A 17195-nucleotide genomic window follows, 5' to 3' on the forward strand; every position below is an offset into this window, starting at 1 on the left:
CATTTATATGAAGTACTAAGTTAGATAAGCATTATTATTTTTCTGATTGATGTTTGAAGATACTTACGCTTAATGGGGGCAAAGCAAGTTCTAGAGCATTTTGATAATCATGAATATTGTAATTTATAGTTTCTTTACCTCCCATATTTCCTTTATTACTCCCCCCATATCTAGATCCATCTGAATTAAATATCTCCTTGTAGAATCCTTCTACTGGAACGCCTACTTTATATGAACCATGGGTATTAGGAGTAAAGTTGGCAACAACAACAAGCCATTCATTGGAATCGTTTTCTCTTCTCATAAAACTTATTACCGAATTAGATTTGTCATTACAATCAATCCATTGGAATCCATAAGGATCAAAGTCGTTTTTCCATAACGCAGGTTCATTTTTATAAAGTGCGTTTAGGTCATCAATCAAGTTTCTGATACCTTTATGAGGCTCAAATTCCAGTAATTCCCATTGCAGATCATCCCAAACATTCCATTCTTGTCTTTGTCCAAATTCCATTCCCATAAATATCGTTTTTTTACCAGGGTGGGTCCACATATAAGTTAGTAAAGCTCGAGTATTTGCATATTTCTTCCAGTCATCGCCAGGCATTTTATGCAAAAGATGACTTTTTCCATGTACAACCTCATCATGACTAAGAGCAAGCATAAAGTTCTCTGTATAGTTATAGGTTATAGAGAAAGTTACACTGTTTTGATGGAATTGCCTAAACCAAGGATCTATCTCAAAATAATCGAGCATATCGTGCATCCATCCCATATTCCATTTCAAATTAAACCCCAACCCTCCCATGTCAGTTGGTTTGGTTACCATTGGCCAAGTTGTTGATTCTTCAGCGATAGAAAGTGCACCTGGGAAATGTTGGAAGAGTACATGATTAGCCTGTTGAAGAAATTTAACGGCTTCTATATTTTCATTACCACCATTTTCATTGGGTATCCATTCTCCATCTGGGCGAAGATAATCTCTGTAAAGCATTGAGGCTACAGCATCTACTCTTATGCCATCAATATGAAACTCTTCAAACCAATAAACGAGATTAGCTACTAAGAAATTTCTTACTTCGTTTCTGCTGTAATTAAATATTAGAGTTCCCCATTCTTTGTGTTCACCTATTCGTGAATCTCCATGTTCGTAAAGATGACATCCATCAAAAAATGCTAAACCATGCTTATCTTTTGGGAAATGACCAGGCACCCAATCCAGAATTACACCTATGCCCTCTTCATGACATTTATTAACAAACTCTCTAAATTCATTTGGGGTGCCAAATCTACTTGTTGGTGCATACCAGCCTGTAACCTGGTATCCCCATGAACCATCGAAAGGATGTTCAGATATTGGCATTAGTTCAATATGAGTGAATCCTCTCTCTTTTACATAAGGTATAAGTTTTTTGGTTAATTCTGGATAAGTTAATAATCTTGAACCAGGTTTTAAATCGGCTGCAGGCACTGGGTCTCTTGGTTCACCATTGTCTTCAAGATATTTATTATCTGTTGATTCATGGAGCCAACTTCCTAAATGCATTTCATAAACTGAAATTGGCTTGTTAATTTGACTAGAAGAATCTCTATTTGAAATCCATGAACTATCATTCCAATTAAAGTTGTTCAATTTTGAAACTATTGAACCATTCTGAGGTCTGATTTCATGAAGGAAACCATATGGATCAGCTTTCTCATAAATATGACCTTGTTGTGTTCTTATTTCATATTTATATGTGTCTCCTTCTTTCATTGTTGGCATGAATAGTTCCCAAATTCCCCCTAATCTTTTTTGCATTGGATGATGTCTTCCATCCCAAGAATTTATATCTCCAATTATCGAGATTGATTTTGCATTTGGAGCCCAAATACAAAACATGACTCCTTTTTGATTCTTTTCTTCAATGAGATGTGCTCCCATTTTTTCCCAAATATGATGATGATTACCTTCTGCAAAAAGATGCCTATCTACTTCTCCCATCCACTCTTCTTTATATGACCAAGGGTCATGTTGTGTATGTGTGATACCTCCTCGTGAAATAGTTATTTCGTAATTAGAATTTGGATTTTCAGGCAGGATTGCTTCAAAAAGCCATTTATGATTAATGCTTTCTGCTTTGTAGGTTTTATTTTTAAAATTTATTTTAACTTCGTCTGCTTCAGGCATCCATATCCTTACTACCCATTGCTCTTCATAAAAATGAGGACCTAATATTTTTAATGGATTATCATTGCAACAATTTTCTAGGTTGATCGCTTCTGATTTAATCCAGTCTGCTTGAATTGTCTCGATCATGACTGGTAGATGTTAAGGATTAATAATATCAAAAGATTAACCAAAAAAATAATTATTTATTAAAAAAAAGGGGTCATTTTCATAAATGTTTTATTAAGGCTAAAACTTAGAGTAATAATTCTATGATTTGCTGAAGGTGCCCCAATATGGCCTTCCCCAAATCCAGGATTAACTCCAATAGCGGGATAAGCTGCTGGAGATATAGATAATCGAAGCTTGCTACCTTTTGTCAAACAAATATTTGTTGGCTGCATTGTTATTTGATAGATGCATTCTTCACTTATTTTGGAGTTTTTAACCCTTAAGAATCCAGTCGAAAATTGATTCACCTCCTCATCACCTTCTTCAACTAGAGATAAAGCGAGGCAGATATCGAAATTAGGCTGATCACTTTTTACTGGGATTTCTAATTTGGGAACTCCTTTTAAGTATTGATCTTCTTTAAAAGAATTGGTTTGGAAAACACCTACATCAAGTCGTTTATCAATAATATTTCTATTAAACTTTCCCGGATTTTGACCTAAATGACCACCGTCAGATGGAGTAGGTCTCCATGGGTCATTAACAATTGTGAACCATCCTGATCCTTTTGAATTTATTGTCAGACTTCCATCTTCGACATTTACATTTGCTGTGCCATCACTTTTGAGCCCAAAAATAAATTCAGGGTAAAATTTATTATCTAATTCTTCCCATTTATTTAATGAAATATTCCATATTTTTTTCTCACTTTTTGTAGTCTTACAATTAAAATTTTCATCTGATTTTAAATGTTTATCAAAGAATTTTAATAAAGATTCTTGCGATTCTTCCCACCAATTTAGATGTGTCGCATTCCCAATAATCATCTCTGGACTGCCACCGGCTTCTTTAGATTTTTTATAAAGATCAAAAGCACCTTTTAAATGTGGATCCCAAAGCCCCCCAATAATTAACATGGGTTGTTTAATCCATGTTGAAATTGGCTTAAATTCTTCAAAGGGGCTACCATTATTTAAATTTTTAAGCCATTCCAAAACAAAGCTATTAGGGTCATATTTTTTTAAAATATTAATTCCTTCCCTTAAATAACTATCATTTTCTAAGGCTAATCTGATCATTTCCCACTCAAACAATTTATTTTCTCTTTTCATTTTTAGTGCTGCGATTTGAAGTCCCCATGTAATATTGTTGTGCCACCAATATGCTCCACCATCCGCGCACCAATGATCCTTAATATTCATCCCAGTCATTGCTGGAGATAAACAATCGGGGGGCTTTGAATTTAATTCACTAGTTAGTTGAGTAAATCCTTGATATGAAAAACCATATAAGCCAAGTTTGCCATTACATTCTTTTAGAGACCTTACCCATTTATGTGTTTCAGAAGTATCGCTAGCTTCTTGAGAAAAACCATTAAAAACCCCTTCAGAAGAACCCATACCTCTGACATCTTGAATTATTACCATATATCCTTGGGAAGCCCACCATTCAGGATGAGCATAGGTAATTGTTGAAGCTATCTCCCTGCCATAAGGTTGTCTCATTAATAATGCAGGCCATGGCCCATTACCATTAGGTAACCAAATTCTTGATATAAGTCTTATCCCATCTCTAAGTACTAGAGACTTATCAAACCATCTTGAACCAGACATTTAGGCTTTAGATAATGTCCGGACAATGCAGTCCAATGACGTAAATTGAAAAGATCTCTGCGTTAACAGGAGTTAACTTTTGTTTGTTTGATATATATTCTATAGCTTTATCTGAACTAGCTGAAATACCTTTTGAATTAAACTCTCTTAACTTATTACATAAATTTCTAGCTTCATTTGGATTCTTTTTTACACTTTCTAACAAGTTAGATTGACTAAAAACAGGATACAAAGAGTTGAAAAACAAAAATAACAAAAATAATAAAGGTTTCATTATTACTAACTTTTTTTAAATTCTACATTAAAAAATTTTTTTATCCAAGATTTCAAATAGATTTGTAGATTTGACCAGCTTTTTTAATCCATTCTTTTAAGAGAGTAAAAGTTGTGCCTGTCTCGGTTTTTATTCTAAGAGTTCTTTCTAATCTGCCAATTTTGCGTTCTAATTCGTAAGGAGTAGAAAGTGCTAATGATTTAACAGAAGATATACCGCAATGTAAAAGTAAATATGCTTTCGGTGGAGCAATTCCAATTTCTTTTTGAAAAATAGCTATAGCCCTAATTTTCTTTAGATTATTCAACGTACATAGCGAAGATTTTCTTAGAATCTCATTTATGTCAAGGTCAGAAAGATTACTTAGTTTTTCAAAGTCAGTTAGATTATTTTGAATAAAAAAAGATTTTTCATGTCTAAAGTTATTTGGTAAAAAATCTAAAAAGGTTTTGATTTCCATTATTTTACAAACTAATTCATCTTGACATTCTTCTGAACCTCTCCTATAACTAATGGCTTGCTTACACCATCTGAAATTTTTTCAAGTTTCCTTATCTTTATTTTTACATTCGCACCAGATCTGCTACCTTTCCTTAAGTTTTCCGATAATTGTTTTAGAGTTGGTTCAATAGACTCTTCTGGGAAATCATTATCTGCTTTAGCAATAATCAAATCGAAACCATTGTCATAAACAATTGGAACATATTTTGCATCTTCTATTATTACTTTTTCAGTATAACTTTGTATAAATGCCCAACTGCTTAAAGAAAGTAATAATGAGAAAATGGTTGCTCCTATTATTCGAAATTTAAAGCCAAAATTAAATATAAAAGCTGCTATGGTGCAAATAAAAAGAAATACTCCAAAGAATCCAAAAATTTTGGGTGTGTTCTCTAATAGTTCAAAAAAAGACATTTAGTGGCTTTGACCTGATTAATTTCTTATATTTTGTAAGCCTACTCTATTTTCGGGCTCTAACTTGAAAAAAATTAGATCTCTAAATTTAAATACTAAGATTCTTTTAGTAGGGATGCTTTTCCCCTTAGGTTTTTTAGGGACTTTTTTATTAAATAATTTTTTAAAAGAAACTTATAGTTCTAGGAAATTAGAATTAGAAGAAAGTATTGAGAATCTTTTAAATAAAAATGTTGAATTGGGTGATTATGTCGGGATTAGATTTCTAGGTTTTTCTTTAGGTAATTCAAAAATTAATGATAAAAAAGATACAGATTCTGTAATTAAATCTAAAAATGTATATGTGGGCATTATGCCTTTTAGCTCTCTTTTAAAACAAAAATGGATAGTAAAAATAAGTCCTGAGCAAACTGCAATTAATATCGATAGAGATTTTTTTAAAAGGGATAAACCTTATAAAAAAGATAGAAGTACAAAAAAATCAAAATTGAAATATGAATTGAACTTTAATTTAAATAAATATTCAGTCCTTAATTTTAAAAAGGCAGGATTAAAAACGAAAGTAAAAGGTAATTTTATCTACAAGTCAAGTAATAGACAAATTATTGCAAATATAAAATCAAATTTTGATGAAAAAGGTTTTTTAAAATTTAAATTTAATACAAAATTAAATCAAGACTTTTTAAAACTGGATTTATTTTCTAGGGGTTTAGATCTTGAGAGTTCTGAATATATTATTGGTAATAGAAAAATTAGTTTTAAAAAAGGTAACTTTAAATCTAACTTTAAATTTAATAAATTACCAAATAAAACATTTTGCAAAGGAAGATTTTCTTTTACTAACTTAAAAATACAATCGGAAGCTTTCTCAGAAAATATAAATTCAGATTCAACTAGTTTTTTCTGTAAAGATAATAATTTAATTGGTAATTCAGAAAAATTAAATTATGGAACTTTGACTTCGAATTTTTATCTAAATGTCCCATTTAATAAAAGTTCTAATAATATCGATCTAAAAGGAAGTATTGGATATATTAATAGCCTAAATCCAGATATCAAATTATCTGGTAATATTCCCTATTGGTTGGATAGAAGAGGTATTAATTTTGGTGATATAGATACTAGTTTTAAAATAAATAGAACTCAATTATCTAATTTAAATATTTTCAGAAAGAATGATATAAGGGGCTTTATTACTGCTAGAGGAGAATTAAAAGGAAGAATTACTGATCCTGATATTTCGATAAACTTTAATGTTGATTATCCACACTTTAAAGGTGTCCGTATTAGAGAAATATGGGAGGGGGATATTAAAAATAAAAATGATAAATTTGTTTTAAATATGAAAAACAGATACTCTCCAATTCCTTCATTTCTTTCTATAAAGTTTGATTATGATCTTAAATTAGATAATTTATCTTTTAGTAGAATTTTTAATTCTAATAAAGGAAACATAGAATTATTTAAGGAGAATAATAGTTATATTTGGAGAGCTAATAAATTTCCTCTTGATGAACTTGAATTATCTATAAGAAACAATCAATTCGATAGAATTGAAGGAATTATTAATGGTTCTGGATCAATATCTTTAGACCAGTCCTATCTTGATGGCAGACTGGCTTGGAGTTTAGGTAAATATAGAAATATAGAGCTAGATAATTCCTTATTTGATTTTAACTTTAATGAGAATTCTTTTAATATAAGCTCATCATTTTATCCAATTGATGGAGGAATAATTGAAGCAGAGTATAACTCAAATGCTAATAATAAAATTAATTTAGATTTTATTAATACTAGTACTATTTGGACAATACAGACCGCTATTGACATTTTGAATTTTGATAATAAAAAATTTAGTCAAACAAGTAGATTAAATATCTTGGATGATTTTGAAATAAATAAAGATAACAATTCGTTTAAAGAGAAGATTGATTTTATAAATAACTTTATTGAAAATAATAAAGCAAAAGATGAAAAGTTTAACTTGCAAAAATATTTTAATAAATTCAATAGTAGATATAATGCAGAAGTATCTATTGAGGGCGATAAACCAGGCAACTATAAAATAAATGCAGAATTAAATGGCTATCTTGATACTTCTAAAGATGATTACAAAAATAAAAAAGAAGAATTTTCTATTGATTTAAAAGGAGGATTATTAAGGGGTAAAGGTTCTTTAAGAATTAAAAAACTACCATTGAGTACTGCAAATATTTTTTTAAATCAATCAAGAGATTTTATGGGAGGGTTGGATATTAATTTATTTTATGATATGGATACAAAATCTTTCTCAAGTGAAATTGCTTCCAATAATTCATCAATAAAAAATAAAAAAATAGTATTTGATAAAGGACTAATTGAGTTTAAAAATTCTATTTTTGATATTGATTTTTCAGTATTAATAAATGACTCAGAAATTCCAATTAATATTGAAGGATCAATACCTATAAATAAATCAGATAAATTAGATCTTAGATTAATTGGAAATGGAAAATTTATTGAGTTAATAGATATTTTTGCTGATGAATACTTTACCTTTAAAAAAGGTGATGTGAATCTTAGAATGATTCTAAAAGGAACCTTAGAAAAACCTATCTTAAATGGATTTCTCGTAATTAAAGATTCTGAAATTGATTTTTTCAACAATATAATAGAAGACATTAATAGCACAATAATTTTTGATTTTGATTCTTTAGAGATCAATAATCTAAAAGCAAATTCTGAAGATTCTGGAAAGATTTTTATAAAAGGGTCTTTGCCTTTTTATGGTAGGAACGATTCCGAGAAATCAGAAATTAATTTGATAACGAATAGATTTACTTTAAAGAAAGATAATTTTAATTTTTTAATAGATTCAGATATTGATTTAAGTGGATCATTTGAAAGTCCTGTTTTGGGAGGTTCTCTATCTTTTAATAATGGATTTATTAATTTTAATAGCACCAATCAAAATATTAAAAAAGAAAATAATCTTATACGAAAAGAGGATAAAAAAGATTGGCCAGAACTCTATTGGAATAATAATGAAAATATTGAGATAATTTCAAATGAAACAATTTTGAATTCAGTTCTTTTGGGAGAAACTTTGCCTAATTATTTGGATAATTTAAGTTTTAATAATCTTAAATTAAAACTTGGTCCAGATTTTAAACTTCAATATTCAGAAATAGTTCAAGCTTATTTAGATACCAAATTAGACCTTAATATAAACGGAAAGGTAGGTAAAGATTTAAATGCCAGAGGTCTAATTTATCTTAAAAAAGGTATAGCTAATCTTTATACTACTCCATTTAAACTTGATAAAAATAAAGATAACTATATTTTGTTTGCATCAAGAAGTGGCGTTGTTCCATTTATTAATTTTTCTCTGGTTAGTAAAGTTCCAGATTCTATAATACCTATAAGTGAAAATAATGAGGATTTAAATATCTCAGGTGATCTTGATGTAAATGAGACTTCTAGTGGTTTTGGATCATTTGGTATTGGTAATTCAAGGCTTATTAAAATTGAAGCTTCTTATGAAGGATTTTTGGATCAATTATCTTTTGCAGATGAAAATAAAAGAATTCAATTAAGGAGCACGCCAAGTTATAACAGATCACAAATAATTGGTTTAATTGGAGGTAATTCAGCAAATTTAATAAATAGGGCATTTATTTCCCAACTTAATAATGCTGATGCTTTTAGTGAAAGATTTCAGTTATCTTTATATCCAGCTTTAATAGAAAATAATGATTCCTTAAATAATATTTTTTCCAATGAAAATTTAGATATAGAAAATGATGGTCAATCATCCTCTAATGAGGAATTTTCTTCTCAAGCTTGGGTAGCCGAACTAGGGCTTGATATTACTGATGCGATAAATTTTTCCTTTCAAACGGTTCCAGGTAGAGATGATATTTCACCTTTAGGAATTTTGACTTTTCAGGCCAATCCAAACTTAGAATTATTAGGTTCTTATGATTCCAATGGGGATTGGAAAAGTCAAATTCAATTATTTTTTAGATATTAACTCAGAAATAAATTTACTTTAAAGAATCGTTGATTTGAATTATTATTAAATTAACTAAAAATTATTATGGCTAATATCTTTGAAGTCCCTCAACCTGGTAATGATCTTATAGAAAAAGCTGATAAAGTTCGTTTGGCATCAATAAAAACAAGTCAAGCTGAAAATCAAAATCGAATTAAAGCCTTAAATTTTATGGCTGATTATCTAGAAAAAAATTCAAAAGAAATATTAGAGGCTAATAGCAGGGACTATAAAACAGCAGAAAAGAAAGGAATTTCAAAGGCTTTGCTCTCAAGATTAAAGTTATCCCCAGAAAAATTAAATTCGGGAATTGAAGGAGTGAGAAAAGTTGGAGACTTGGCTGATCCTGTAAATCAAGTTCAAATAAAAAGAGAGCTTTCAAAGGGATTGATCTTAGAAAGAAAAACTGTACCCATTGGAGTGTTAGGGGTTATTTTTGAATCAAGACCTGATGCCGTGATGCAGATTAGTTCTTTAGCAATAAGATCAGGTAATGGAGTAATACTAAAAGGTGGTAGTGAAGCTAATTTAACAAACACTGCAATAGTCAATGCCTTACAAAAGGGTTTATGGGAATCAGGTCTTGATTCAAATGCAATATGTTTACTAACAAGCAGAAAAGATAGCATGGCGATGTTAAATCTTGAGAAATACATTAATTTAATAATTCCAAGAGGAAGTAATGAATTAGTCAAATTTATTCAGGAGAATACAAGAATTCCAGTGCTAGGCCATGCTGATGGAATTTGCCATTTGTTTATAGATATTGAGGCAAATGTAGAGATGGCTTTATCAGTCGCTTTGGATAGCAAGATTCAATATCCTGCAGCATGTAATGCTATCGAAACTTTATTAGTCCATAAAGATATTGCATCAACTTTTCTAGAAAAGGCTATACCTTTGTTTCAAGGCAATGATGTTAAATTAATTGGGGATAAGAGATCAGTCGAATTAGGTTTAAAGTATGAGGCTAGTTTAGAAGATTGGCAAACTGAATATTTGGATTTAATTTTATCGATAAAAATTGTTGATAATATGGAGGAAGCAATCACACATATTCAAAAATATAGTTCAAAACATACAGATGGAATAATTACTGAAAATTCAATTACTGCCAATAAATTTATGAATTTAGTTGATAGTGCAGGTGTTTTTCATAATTGCTCTACAAGGTTTGCCGATGGCTTTAGATATGGATTCGGAGCTGAAGTTGGTATATCTACCCAATTACTTCCACCAAGGGGACCTGTAGGTCTAGAAGGTTTGGTAACTTATAAATATTTTCTGAAAGGCGATGGGAATATAGTTGATGATTTTTCATCCGGAAAGTCTATATTTACACATAAAGATCTTTAAAAATTTTTAAAGATGGAAACTTTCTTAAAAATTGAGAATATTAAACTTTGGGCTAGGGTTGGCGTTCTTGATGAAGAAAGGGAATTAGGTCAACTATTTAGTTTAGATATATTTTTGTGGACTGATTTTGAAAATTGTACAGTAAATGATGATATAAAAAAAACAGTTGACTATTCTAAATTAGTTCAAATTTTAAAAGATCAATCTAAAAAAATATATTGTTTTACAATCGAAAAGTATTCAAACGCAATTTTAGAAATCATTGATGAAGAATTTAATCTTTCTAAAATTAAAATTATTTTGACAAAATGCAATCCTCCAATAACAGGTTTCGATGGGAAGGTTTCAATAGTAAGAATTCTTGAAAATAATTAAAAGTATTGGAAAAAAGAAATCCCATTATATTGATTCATGGTCTTTGGAATACTTCAAGTATTTTTTCTTCTATTACCTCAAAACTTGATAATATTGGAATTGAATATTTTGCCCCAACTCTTAAGCATTCATATGGAATGACTTCAATTATTGATCTAACAATAATATTAAACGAATTAATTTTAGACAAATACGGTTTAGAAAAAGAAATAGATATTTTAGGATTTTCTATGGGAGGAATAATTGGTAGGTACTGGCTTCAAAAATTTAAAGGATATAAAAGAACAAGAAGATTCATATCTATAGGCTCCCCTCACAAAGGAACATTGATGGCTCAATTAATACCTAGTTACCCTTTTAGAGGAATATCAGAAATGAAAATAAATAGTGAGTTTTTGAAAGAGCTTGCAAATAATGATTTTTTTCTTGATGGTATCGAGTGTATAAATTTCTTTACTTATTGGGACCTAATGGTATTCCCAAGCTGGTGGACTAATTTAAATTTTGGAAAGAAAATATCAGTAAAAGTATATAAACATAGAAATCTTGTGAGAAATAAATCTGCGATTTACAAAATAATCAATGAAATTATCAATTAGCTCCAGAAAGACCTAAGTGTCTTATTAAGGAATCTGTTTGTGGTTTTCTTCCCCTGAATAGTTTGAATATGTCTAATGGAGGTAAGCTTCCACCTAAGCTAAGTATTGTATCTTTAAATTTCTTGCCTATTGACTTTAAATTTTCAGGATTTTCTAGATCAGCCTCTTCGAACATTGAAAAGGCATCGGCACTTAGAACTTCAGCCCACTTATAGGAGTAATATCCTGCAGAATATCCTCCTGCAAATATGTGACTAAAACAACAAAGAAATTGATCTTCTTGAATTGGTTCAATAACAGTAGTTTGTTTTGCAATTTCTCTTCTTATTTCGTCTGCTGTTTTGCCTTGGTTTTTATCAATATTACTGTGTAATCTGAGGTCTGTAATTGCAAAATGTAGTTGTCTAAGAGTAGCCATACCACAATTAAAAGTTCTATTCTTTAGGAGCTTCTCAAAATTCTCATCGGATAATTTTTCTCCTGTTTTATAGTGATTAGCAATATTCATAAGTGTATTTTTATGGAAACACCAGTTTTCCATAAATTGACTTGGAAGTTCGACCGCATCCCATTCAACATTATTGATGCCAGCTGCTTGAGGAAGATTTACAGTAGTAAGCATGTGTTGAAGACCATGACCAAATTCATGGAAGAGTGTCTGAACTTCTTCAAAACTCATCAAACTAGGTTTATCTTTTGAAGGTGGAGTCTGATTACAAACAAGATAAGCTACAGGAAGTGTCTTTTTGCCAACATTATTTTTATTCAAACATTCATCCATCCAAGCCCCTCCTCTCTTTGATTCAGGCCGAGAATATGGATCAAGGTAAAAAGATGCTATTTTGTTATCTTCTTTGTTAAGGATATTAAAAAATAAAACTTCATCATTCCATAGTGGCGCCTTGTCAGTTGCCTCCACTACTTTAATTTCAAAAAGCTTCTCACTTAATTTAAATAAACCTTTCAAAACATCACTTAGTGGGAACCAAGGTCTCAAAGACTCCTGATCCAAATTCAGCTTTTCCTTTCTAAGCAGTTCAGACCAATAACTAATATCCCATGGCTCAATATTCTGCGATTTTGGAAAACCATTAGCTTTAGAGAACTTATCGAGCGTTTCTAATTCGATTTTTGCGGTTTTGAATGCTGGTTCTCTCAATTCTTCTAAAAGCTTCTCAACATTTTTAATTTCTTTCGCCATTTTCGTTGACAAACTTAGTTCTGCCCAATTTTTATAACCGAGAAGATTAGCCTGTTTAGTTCTAAGAGATAATATCTCTTCTATAATTTGAGAATTATTATTTTCTCCTTTAGAAGCTCTCCCAACGAATGCCTTATATAGTTTTTCTCTAAGGTTACGGTCGGTGGAATATGTCATAAATGAAGTATAAGTTGGAATATCTAGACTTAATTTCCAAGGACCATTTTTAATATCAACTTCTTCATCTTTTTTTGACTGATTGTGTGCAGAAATTGCCATCAATTCAAGAACTCGTTCAGGAAGACCATCAACTTCAGATTTTTTATTTAATATTAAAAACCATTTGTTAGTGGCATCAAGAACATTGTTGCTGAAGTCTGTTGAAAGTTTTCCAAGCTTTTCTGAAATTTTATTGAATTCTTCTTGATCATTTGTTTGCAGTGAAATTCCTCTATGCTGCATCTCAAGAATTTCCTTATCTAAAATTCTTTCCTTGATTTGATCAAAGTTATTCGTATCTTTAAGTTTGACTAAACAATTGTAAATTATTTTACTTTGTCCAAATTTATTACTCAAGCTAATAATCTCTGGAAGAAATTTTGAATAAATATCTCTAAGACTTTCAGAATTATTTACAGCATTTAGATGACTTATTACACCCCAACTCCATCTAAGAATTTCATTGACTTCATTTAATGGATTTATTACCTTATCCCAATTTAAATCATTTTGAATCAAATAATTAGATAAATTTTTCTCTATGTTTTTAAAGTCTTTGTCTATCTTCTCTAGTACTACTGGAAATTGTTTACTTATGTTTTCGGGAGTAAATTTTTTAAATTCTGGTAATTCTCCATATTTAAAAATTGATGTATCCATTTATAAAAAAATTTAATTAACTAAATTTGGGATTAATCCTATTAACTTAGCTAAAGTAAGCTGCTGACTGAGAGCATTGGTGGAAGATTCGTATAAATTTATGGCGATTTTCGGCCAAAAACCTATTACTAAAGTAGGCAATAATAAACTGAAACCAATCGTTAATTCTCTACCATTCATTTCTTTAACCGTTGCTAGTGCAGGAATTCTAGGGCCAAAGAATACTCTTCTACACATGGATAGTAGATATATTGGTGTTAGTACTAGACCAATAGCTGCTATTAGGATTGTTATTGATCTGAAGAGAGAGCTGAAGCCCTCCTGACTAGTTATGCCTAGAAATACAGTTATTTCACTAATAAAACCGCTCATGCCAGGCAATGCGAGGGAAGCTAGAGAACTTGCTAAGAAAAATGCAAAAGTTATTGGCAAAACCTTTGCTAAACCTCCCATATTTGGGATGGAAAGAGTGTTTGTTCTTTCATAGAATGAGCCTGTAACAAAAAACATAGCAGCTGCAATAAGCCCGTGGCTAATCATTTGAAGCATGGCTCCACTTATGCCCAATGCATCCACGGCTCCAATTCCTAAGAGAACAAAGCCCATATGACTTACTGAGCTACATGCAATTCTCCTTTTAACATTATCTTGTGCGAATGCATTTAGTGCTCCGTAAATTATATTAATGATCCCAAGAATAATTAATGCAGGTGCAATTTGCAGATGTACTTCAGGTAATATTTGTACATTGAATCTTAAGAGAGCATAGCCTCCCATTTTTAGAAGTATTCCGGCAAGTAACATTGATACAGGGGCATTAGCCTCACCATGCGCATCGGGTAACCAAGTATGAAGAGGAAAAATAGGAAGTTTGACTCCAAAACCAATTAAAAATCCTAGATAGGATAATAATGCTAGGCTACCTGTTACGTGTTTATTGGTTAAATCAGTAATATTTAAAGTAAAGGTATCACCACTCAAGGCAAGTGCTAATCCGCTAATGAGTATTAATAAAGATGCTAAAGCTGTATAAAGAATAAATTTAGTTGCAGCATATAATTTCTTTTTCCCTCCCCAAATTGCAATAAGTAGGTATACGGGAACTAACTCAAGTTCCCAAGCTAAGAAAAATAATAAGAAATCTTGAGAGAGGAAAACTAGTGCTTGAGCTGATGCTTGAATTAATAAAAGAGCAAAATATAAATTAGATTTTTTCTTTATTTTCCAACTTGCGGCAGCTGATAAAAATGTAATTAACCCACTCAAAGCTACTAATGGAGCAGATAATCCATCCACGCCAAGTGACCACTCTAAGCCTATGGATGGTAACCAAGCAGCTCTTTCTATAAGTTGCAAAGAGCTATATGAAGGGTTAAATTTTTGGAAAAGCACTCCAATAATTAGTAGGAAATCTATAAATAAAAAACTTAATGAGATATTTCTAGGGAGTGTATTATCTTCTCCTTCTCTCGAACTCAAGAAAGGCATTATTAATGCTCCAATTAGAGGCAGTAAAACGATAGAAGATAGCCATGGAAAAGATTCTAAATTCATTTATGGAATGAATAATTTTTTTATTCTAGTTGAAGTTGTACTAGCTTGAGACTATAACATTAAAAATGCCTAAGTAAAACTACTTAGTAGGCATAGTGCTAAATTGACTGCCTGTTGTTTGAACGTTTAAGAATGGTGCTCTACTTGCTACACCTGACTTTTCCCATGCTTTTACCATCGCTTGACTGACAGATTTGCCATTTTCCTTTTTACACAAAGCCAAGATACTTGGTCCAGCTCCACTAATTGCGCATCCGAAAGCCCCCGCTTTTAGTGCAGCATCTTTGACTTCAAGTCCTCCCTTAATAAGTTTCCATCTGTAAGGTTCATGTAACTTATCAAACATTCCTTCTCTTATTAGTTCATCATTTCCTGCTTTTAATCCATTTAGTAATAAAGTAAGTGCCCCCATATTTGTCACTGCATCAGATATTGGTACATTTTTAGGCATAACCTTTCTTGCTTCACTTGTGCTCAAACGAATAGCAGGTATTGCTACAACCGCTTTAATGGAGTCGTGCCAATCACATCGTATGATTCTCCATCTTTGAGAAGAAGAACGGGCTGTCAAGCAAAGCCCCCCTAATAGAGAAGGGACTACATTGTCAGGATGACCTTCTATGTCAATGGCAAGTTCTAGGAGTTTTTCTTTGGACAATGGGGAGTTCATTATTGCATTTGCTCCAATTAGTCCAGCAACTATTGCTGTAGCACTACTTCCAAGTCCTCGGGCAGGTGGTACGGCCAACTTAACTCTTGCTTCAAGTGCAAAAGGATTCATTTTTGCACTTTCCCATACCTTCTGAGCCGCTCTAAAAACTAAGTTTTCAGGTCCTCCTCTTAAATGATTGCCATCTGTACTTTCCATTATTAAATCAAATCTATCTCCACCACCTTCAATTCTTGTAAAAATAAATTCATTATATAGATCTAATGCTGCTCCAAGGCAGTCGAACCCAGGTCCTAAATTAGCAGTTGTGGAAGGTACTGTTACTCTTATTTTTTTACCTACTTCAGGAATAGACATTTTTGTTATTTTGTTTTTAAAAGCATTTTTGCCCTGCAGGCTGCACTAAAGAGTCCAAATTCTTCATCTAAAATTACTTTCAAAGGTATAGTTCTAAGAATATCTTTTAATCTTCCTTTATCAAAAAATTGTTTCATAAATAAATTCGATTTAAAGTTTTTGAAATGTTTTGGTGCGGTTCCTCCAGAGATCCACAAACCTCCAAAGCATAGTTCTTGAAGAGCAACATCTCCCAATAAAGAAGCATAAGCATTTAACCATATATTCTCAGCTTCAATCATTAACTGATCACCCTCGTTCGAAAGAGAACAAATTTTTTCTGGTAGTTCTTTTCTCAAGGCATCGGAAATATTAATTCCTTTGAAATATTTTTGTAGAGGATGGTATTTAGCATCAGATTTGCTAAGTCTCCACTCGGCTATTCTTGACAAACCAGTACCGCTAATAATTCTTTCACAAGATATCCTTTCAACATTTAGATAATTTTTGAGCCAAATCTTTAGTTCCCATTCTGATTTTGATTTCGGCGAGTATTCGACATGTCCACCTTCGCTAGATAAAACTATTACGTTACTGCCTGATATTATTCCTCTAGCGATACCTAAACCAGTCCCAGCTCCAACAATGGCATGTAAATCTTTGTTAGCTCCTTGAGAGGTTGATCCATTTTGGATTATGGAATATTGACTTTTTTTTAAAAAAGGTATTCCATAAATTTGCACTGCAAAATCATTTATTAGCTCACAACTTTTGAAATTGAACTTATTTTTTAAATCTTTCCCAGAAATATTCCACGATAAATTAATAATATTTGCGTTGTCATTAGATATAGGACCCGCCACAGCGAAACAAGCTGAGGAAGGATAATTAAAGTTTCGGCATTCATTTTTGAGAAAATCTTCAAGTATTAATTCAAAAGAGGCCCATTCAGAAGAAATATATTTCTTTTTTAAGATTAAATTGGGAGAATTACCATTTACATCTTTTTTGTATATTCCCAATAGAACCTTCGTCCCTCCTAAATCACAAGCGAGAAAATTCATATATTT

General features: G+C 31.3%; 13 protein-coding genes. 4 read left to right on the plus strand and 9 right to left on the minus strand.

Translation table 11 applies throughout. The features are described from left to right. Nucleotides 1–34: 34 nt before the first annotated feature. From glgB to HA145_RS03065, 5 genes are read right to left on the minus strand one after another with little or no spacing between them, the layout of a single operon-like run. Complete coding sequence (glgB, locus tag HA145_RS03045) at nt 35–2299, minus strand: 1,4-alpha-glucan branching protein GlgB (protein WP_209127791.1); 2265 nt, start codon at nt 2297–2299, stop codon at nt 35–37. A gap of 59 nt (nt 2300–2358) precedes the next feature. Then, nucleotides 2359–3933 (minus strand): CocE/NonD family hydrolase, encoded by a 1575-nt coding sequence (locus HA145_RS03050; RefSeq protein ID WP_209127792.1) that lies wholly within the window; start codon nt 3931–3933, stop codon nt 2359–2361. A gap of 7 nt (nt 3934–3940) precedes the next feature. Further along, nucleotides 3941–4207, minus strand: a complete 267-nt coding sequence (locus HA145_RS03055; protein ID WP_209127793.1) for a hypothetical protein — start codon at nt 4205–4207, stop codon at nt 3941–3943. Nucleotides 4208–4259: 52 nt separating this feature from the next. Beyond that, complete coding sequence (locus HA145_RS03060) at nt 4260–4667, minus strand: DUF4332 domain-containing protein (RefSeq protein ID WP_209127794.1); 408 nt, start codon at nt 4665–4667, stop codon at nt 4260–4262. Nucleotides 4668–4678: 11 nt separating this feature from the next. After that, complete coding sequence (locus HA145_RS03065; protein WP_209127795.1) at nt 4679–5122, minus strand: DUF2518 family protein; 444 nt, start codon at nt 5120–5122, stop codon at nt 4679–4681. Nucleotides 5123–5237: 115 nt separating this feature from the next. On the opposite strand from HA145_RS03065, the gene HA145_RS03070 reads away from it, so the two are divergent. The 4 genes from HA145_RS03070 (at nt 5238) to HA145_RS03085 (ending at nt 11485) form a co-directional block, all read left to right on the plus strand. After that, a complete protein-coding gene (locus HA145_RS03070; protein ID WP_209128297.1) occupies nt 5238–9134 on the plus strand; it encodes a translocation/assembly module TamB domain-containing protein in 3897 nt (1298 codons plus the stop codon). Nucleotides 9135–9200: 66 nt separating this feature from the next. Continuing rightward, a complete protein-coding gene (locus HA145_RS03075; RefSeq protein WP_209127796.1) occupies nt 9201–10511 on the plus strand; it encodes a glutamate-5-semialdehyde dehydrogenase in 1311 nt (436 codons plus the stop codon). A gap of 12 nt (nt 10512–10523) precedes the next feature. After that, nucleotides 10524–10886 (plus strand): dihydroneopterin aldolase, encoded by a 363-nt coding sequence (folB, locus tag HA145_RS03080; protein WP_209127797.1) that lies wholly within the window; start codon nt 10524–10526, stop codon nt 10884–10886. A 5-nt stretch (nt 10887–10891) separates the two neighbouring features. After that, nucleotides 10892–11485, plus strand: coding sequence for an esterase/lipase family protein (locus HA145_RS03085; protein WP_209127798.1), 594 nt, complete (start codon nt 10892–10894; stop codon nt 11483–11485). Here HA145_RS03085 and HA145_RS03090 read toward each other — a convergent pair. From HA145_RS03090 to HA145_RS03105, 4 genes are all read right to left on the minus strand, one after another. After that, on the minus strand, nt 11478–13565 hold the full coding sequence (locus HA145_RS03090) for a M3 family metallopeptidase (protein WP_209127799.1): 2088 nt from the start codon (nt 13563–13565) through the stop codon (nt 11478–11480). The genes HA145_RS03085 and HA145_RS03090 overlap by 8 nt on opposite strands. A gap of 12 nt (nt 13566–13577) precedes the next feature. Next, entirely contained in the window at nt 13578–15119 is a 1542-nt protein-coding gene (locus tag HA145_RS03095) for an NAD(P)H-quinone oxidoreductase subunit 4 (protein ID WP_209127800.1), read from the minus strand. Between the two features lie 79 nt (nt 15120–15198). Beyond that, nucleotides 15199–16146: a homoserine kinase gene (gene thrB, locus HA145_RS03100; protein ID WP_209127801.1), complete on the minus strand. Its 948-nt coding sequence runs from the start codon at nt 16144–16146 to the stop codon at nt 15199–15201. A gap of 5 nt (nt 16147–16151) precedes the next feature. Next, nucleotides 16152–17189: a glucokinase gene (locus HA145_RS03105; protein ID WP_209127802.1), complete on the minus strand. Its 1038-nt coding sequence runs from the start codon at nt 17187–17189 to the stop codon at nt 16152–16154. Nucleotides 17190–17195: the final 6 nt, after the last annotated feature.

Origin of the sequence: Prochlorococcus marinus XMU1411, assembly GCF_017696075.1 — a bacterium.
GTDB classification, from domain to species: domain Bacteria; phylum Cyanobacteriota; class Cyanobacteriia; order PCC-6307; family Cyanobiaceae; genus Prochlorococcus_A; species Prochlorococcus_A marinus_V.

Excerpts from the sequence above, each read along its gene's own strand:
- HA145_RS03075 (WP_209127796.1), top strand. The coding sequence starts at position 9,201 with ATGGCTAATATCTTTGAAGTCCCTCAACCTGGTAATGATCTTATAGAA.
- folB (WP_209127797.1), top strand. The coding sequence starts at position 10,524 with ATGGAAACTTTCTTAAAAATTGAGAATATTAAACTTTGGGCTAGGGTT.
- HA145_RS03050 (WP_209127792.1), bottom strand. The coding sequence starts at position 3,933 with ATGTCTGGTTCAAGATGGTTTGATAAGTCTCTAGTACTTAGAGATGGG.
- HA145_RS03070 (WP_209128297.1), top strand. The coding sequence starts at position 5,238 with ATGCTTTTCCCCTTAGGTTTTTTAGGGACTTTTTTATTAAATAATTTT.
- HA145_RS03055 (WP_209127793.1), bottom strand. The coding sequence starts at position 4,207 with ATGAAACCTTTATTATTTTTGTTATTTTTGTTTTTCAACTCTTTGTAT.
- HA145_RS03095 (WP_209127800.1), bottom strand. The coding sequence starts at position 15,119 with ATGAATTTAGAATCTTTTCCATGGCTATCTTCTATCGTTTTACTGCCT.
- HA145_RS03105 (WP_209127802.1), bottom strand. The coding sequence starts at position 17,189 with ATGAATTTTCTCGCTTGTGATTTAGGAGGGACGAAGGTTCTATTGGGA.
- HA145_RS03060 (WP_209127794.1), bottom strand. The coding sequence starts at position 4,667 with ATGGAAATCAAAACCTTTTTAGATTTTTTACCAAATAACTTTAGACAT.
- glgB (WP_209127791.1), bottom strand. The coding sequence starts at position 2,299 with ATGATCGAGACAATTCAAGCAGACTGGATTAAATCAGAAGCGATCAAC.
- thrB (WP_209127801.1), bottom strand. The coding sequence starts at position 16,146 with ATGTCTATTCCTGAAGTAGGTAAAAAAATAAGAGTAACAGTACCTTCC.
- HA145_RS03090 (WP_209127799.1), bottom strand. The coding sequence starts at position 13,565 with ATGGATACATCAATTTTTAAATATGGAGAATTACCAGAATTTAAAAAA.
- HA145_RS03065 (WP_209127795.1), bottom strand. The coding sequence starts at position 5,122 with ATGTCTTTTTTTGAACTATTAGAGAACACACCCAAAATTTTTGGATTC.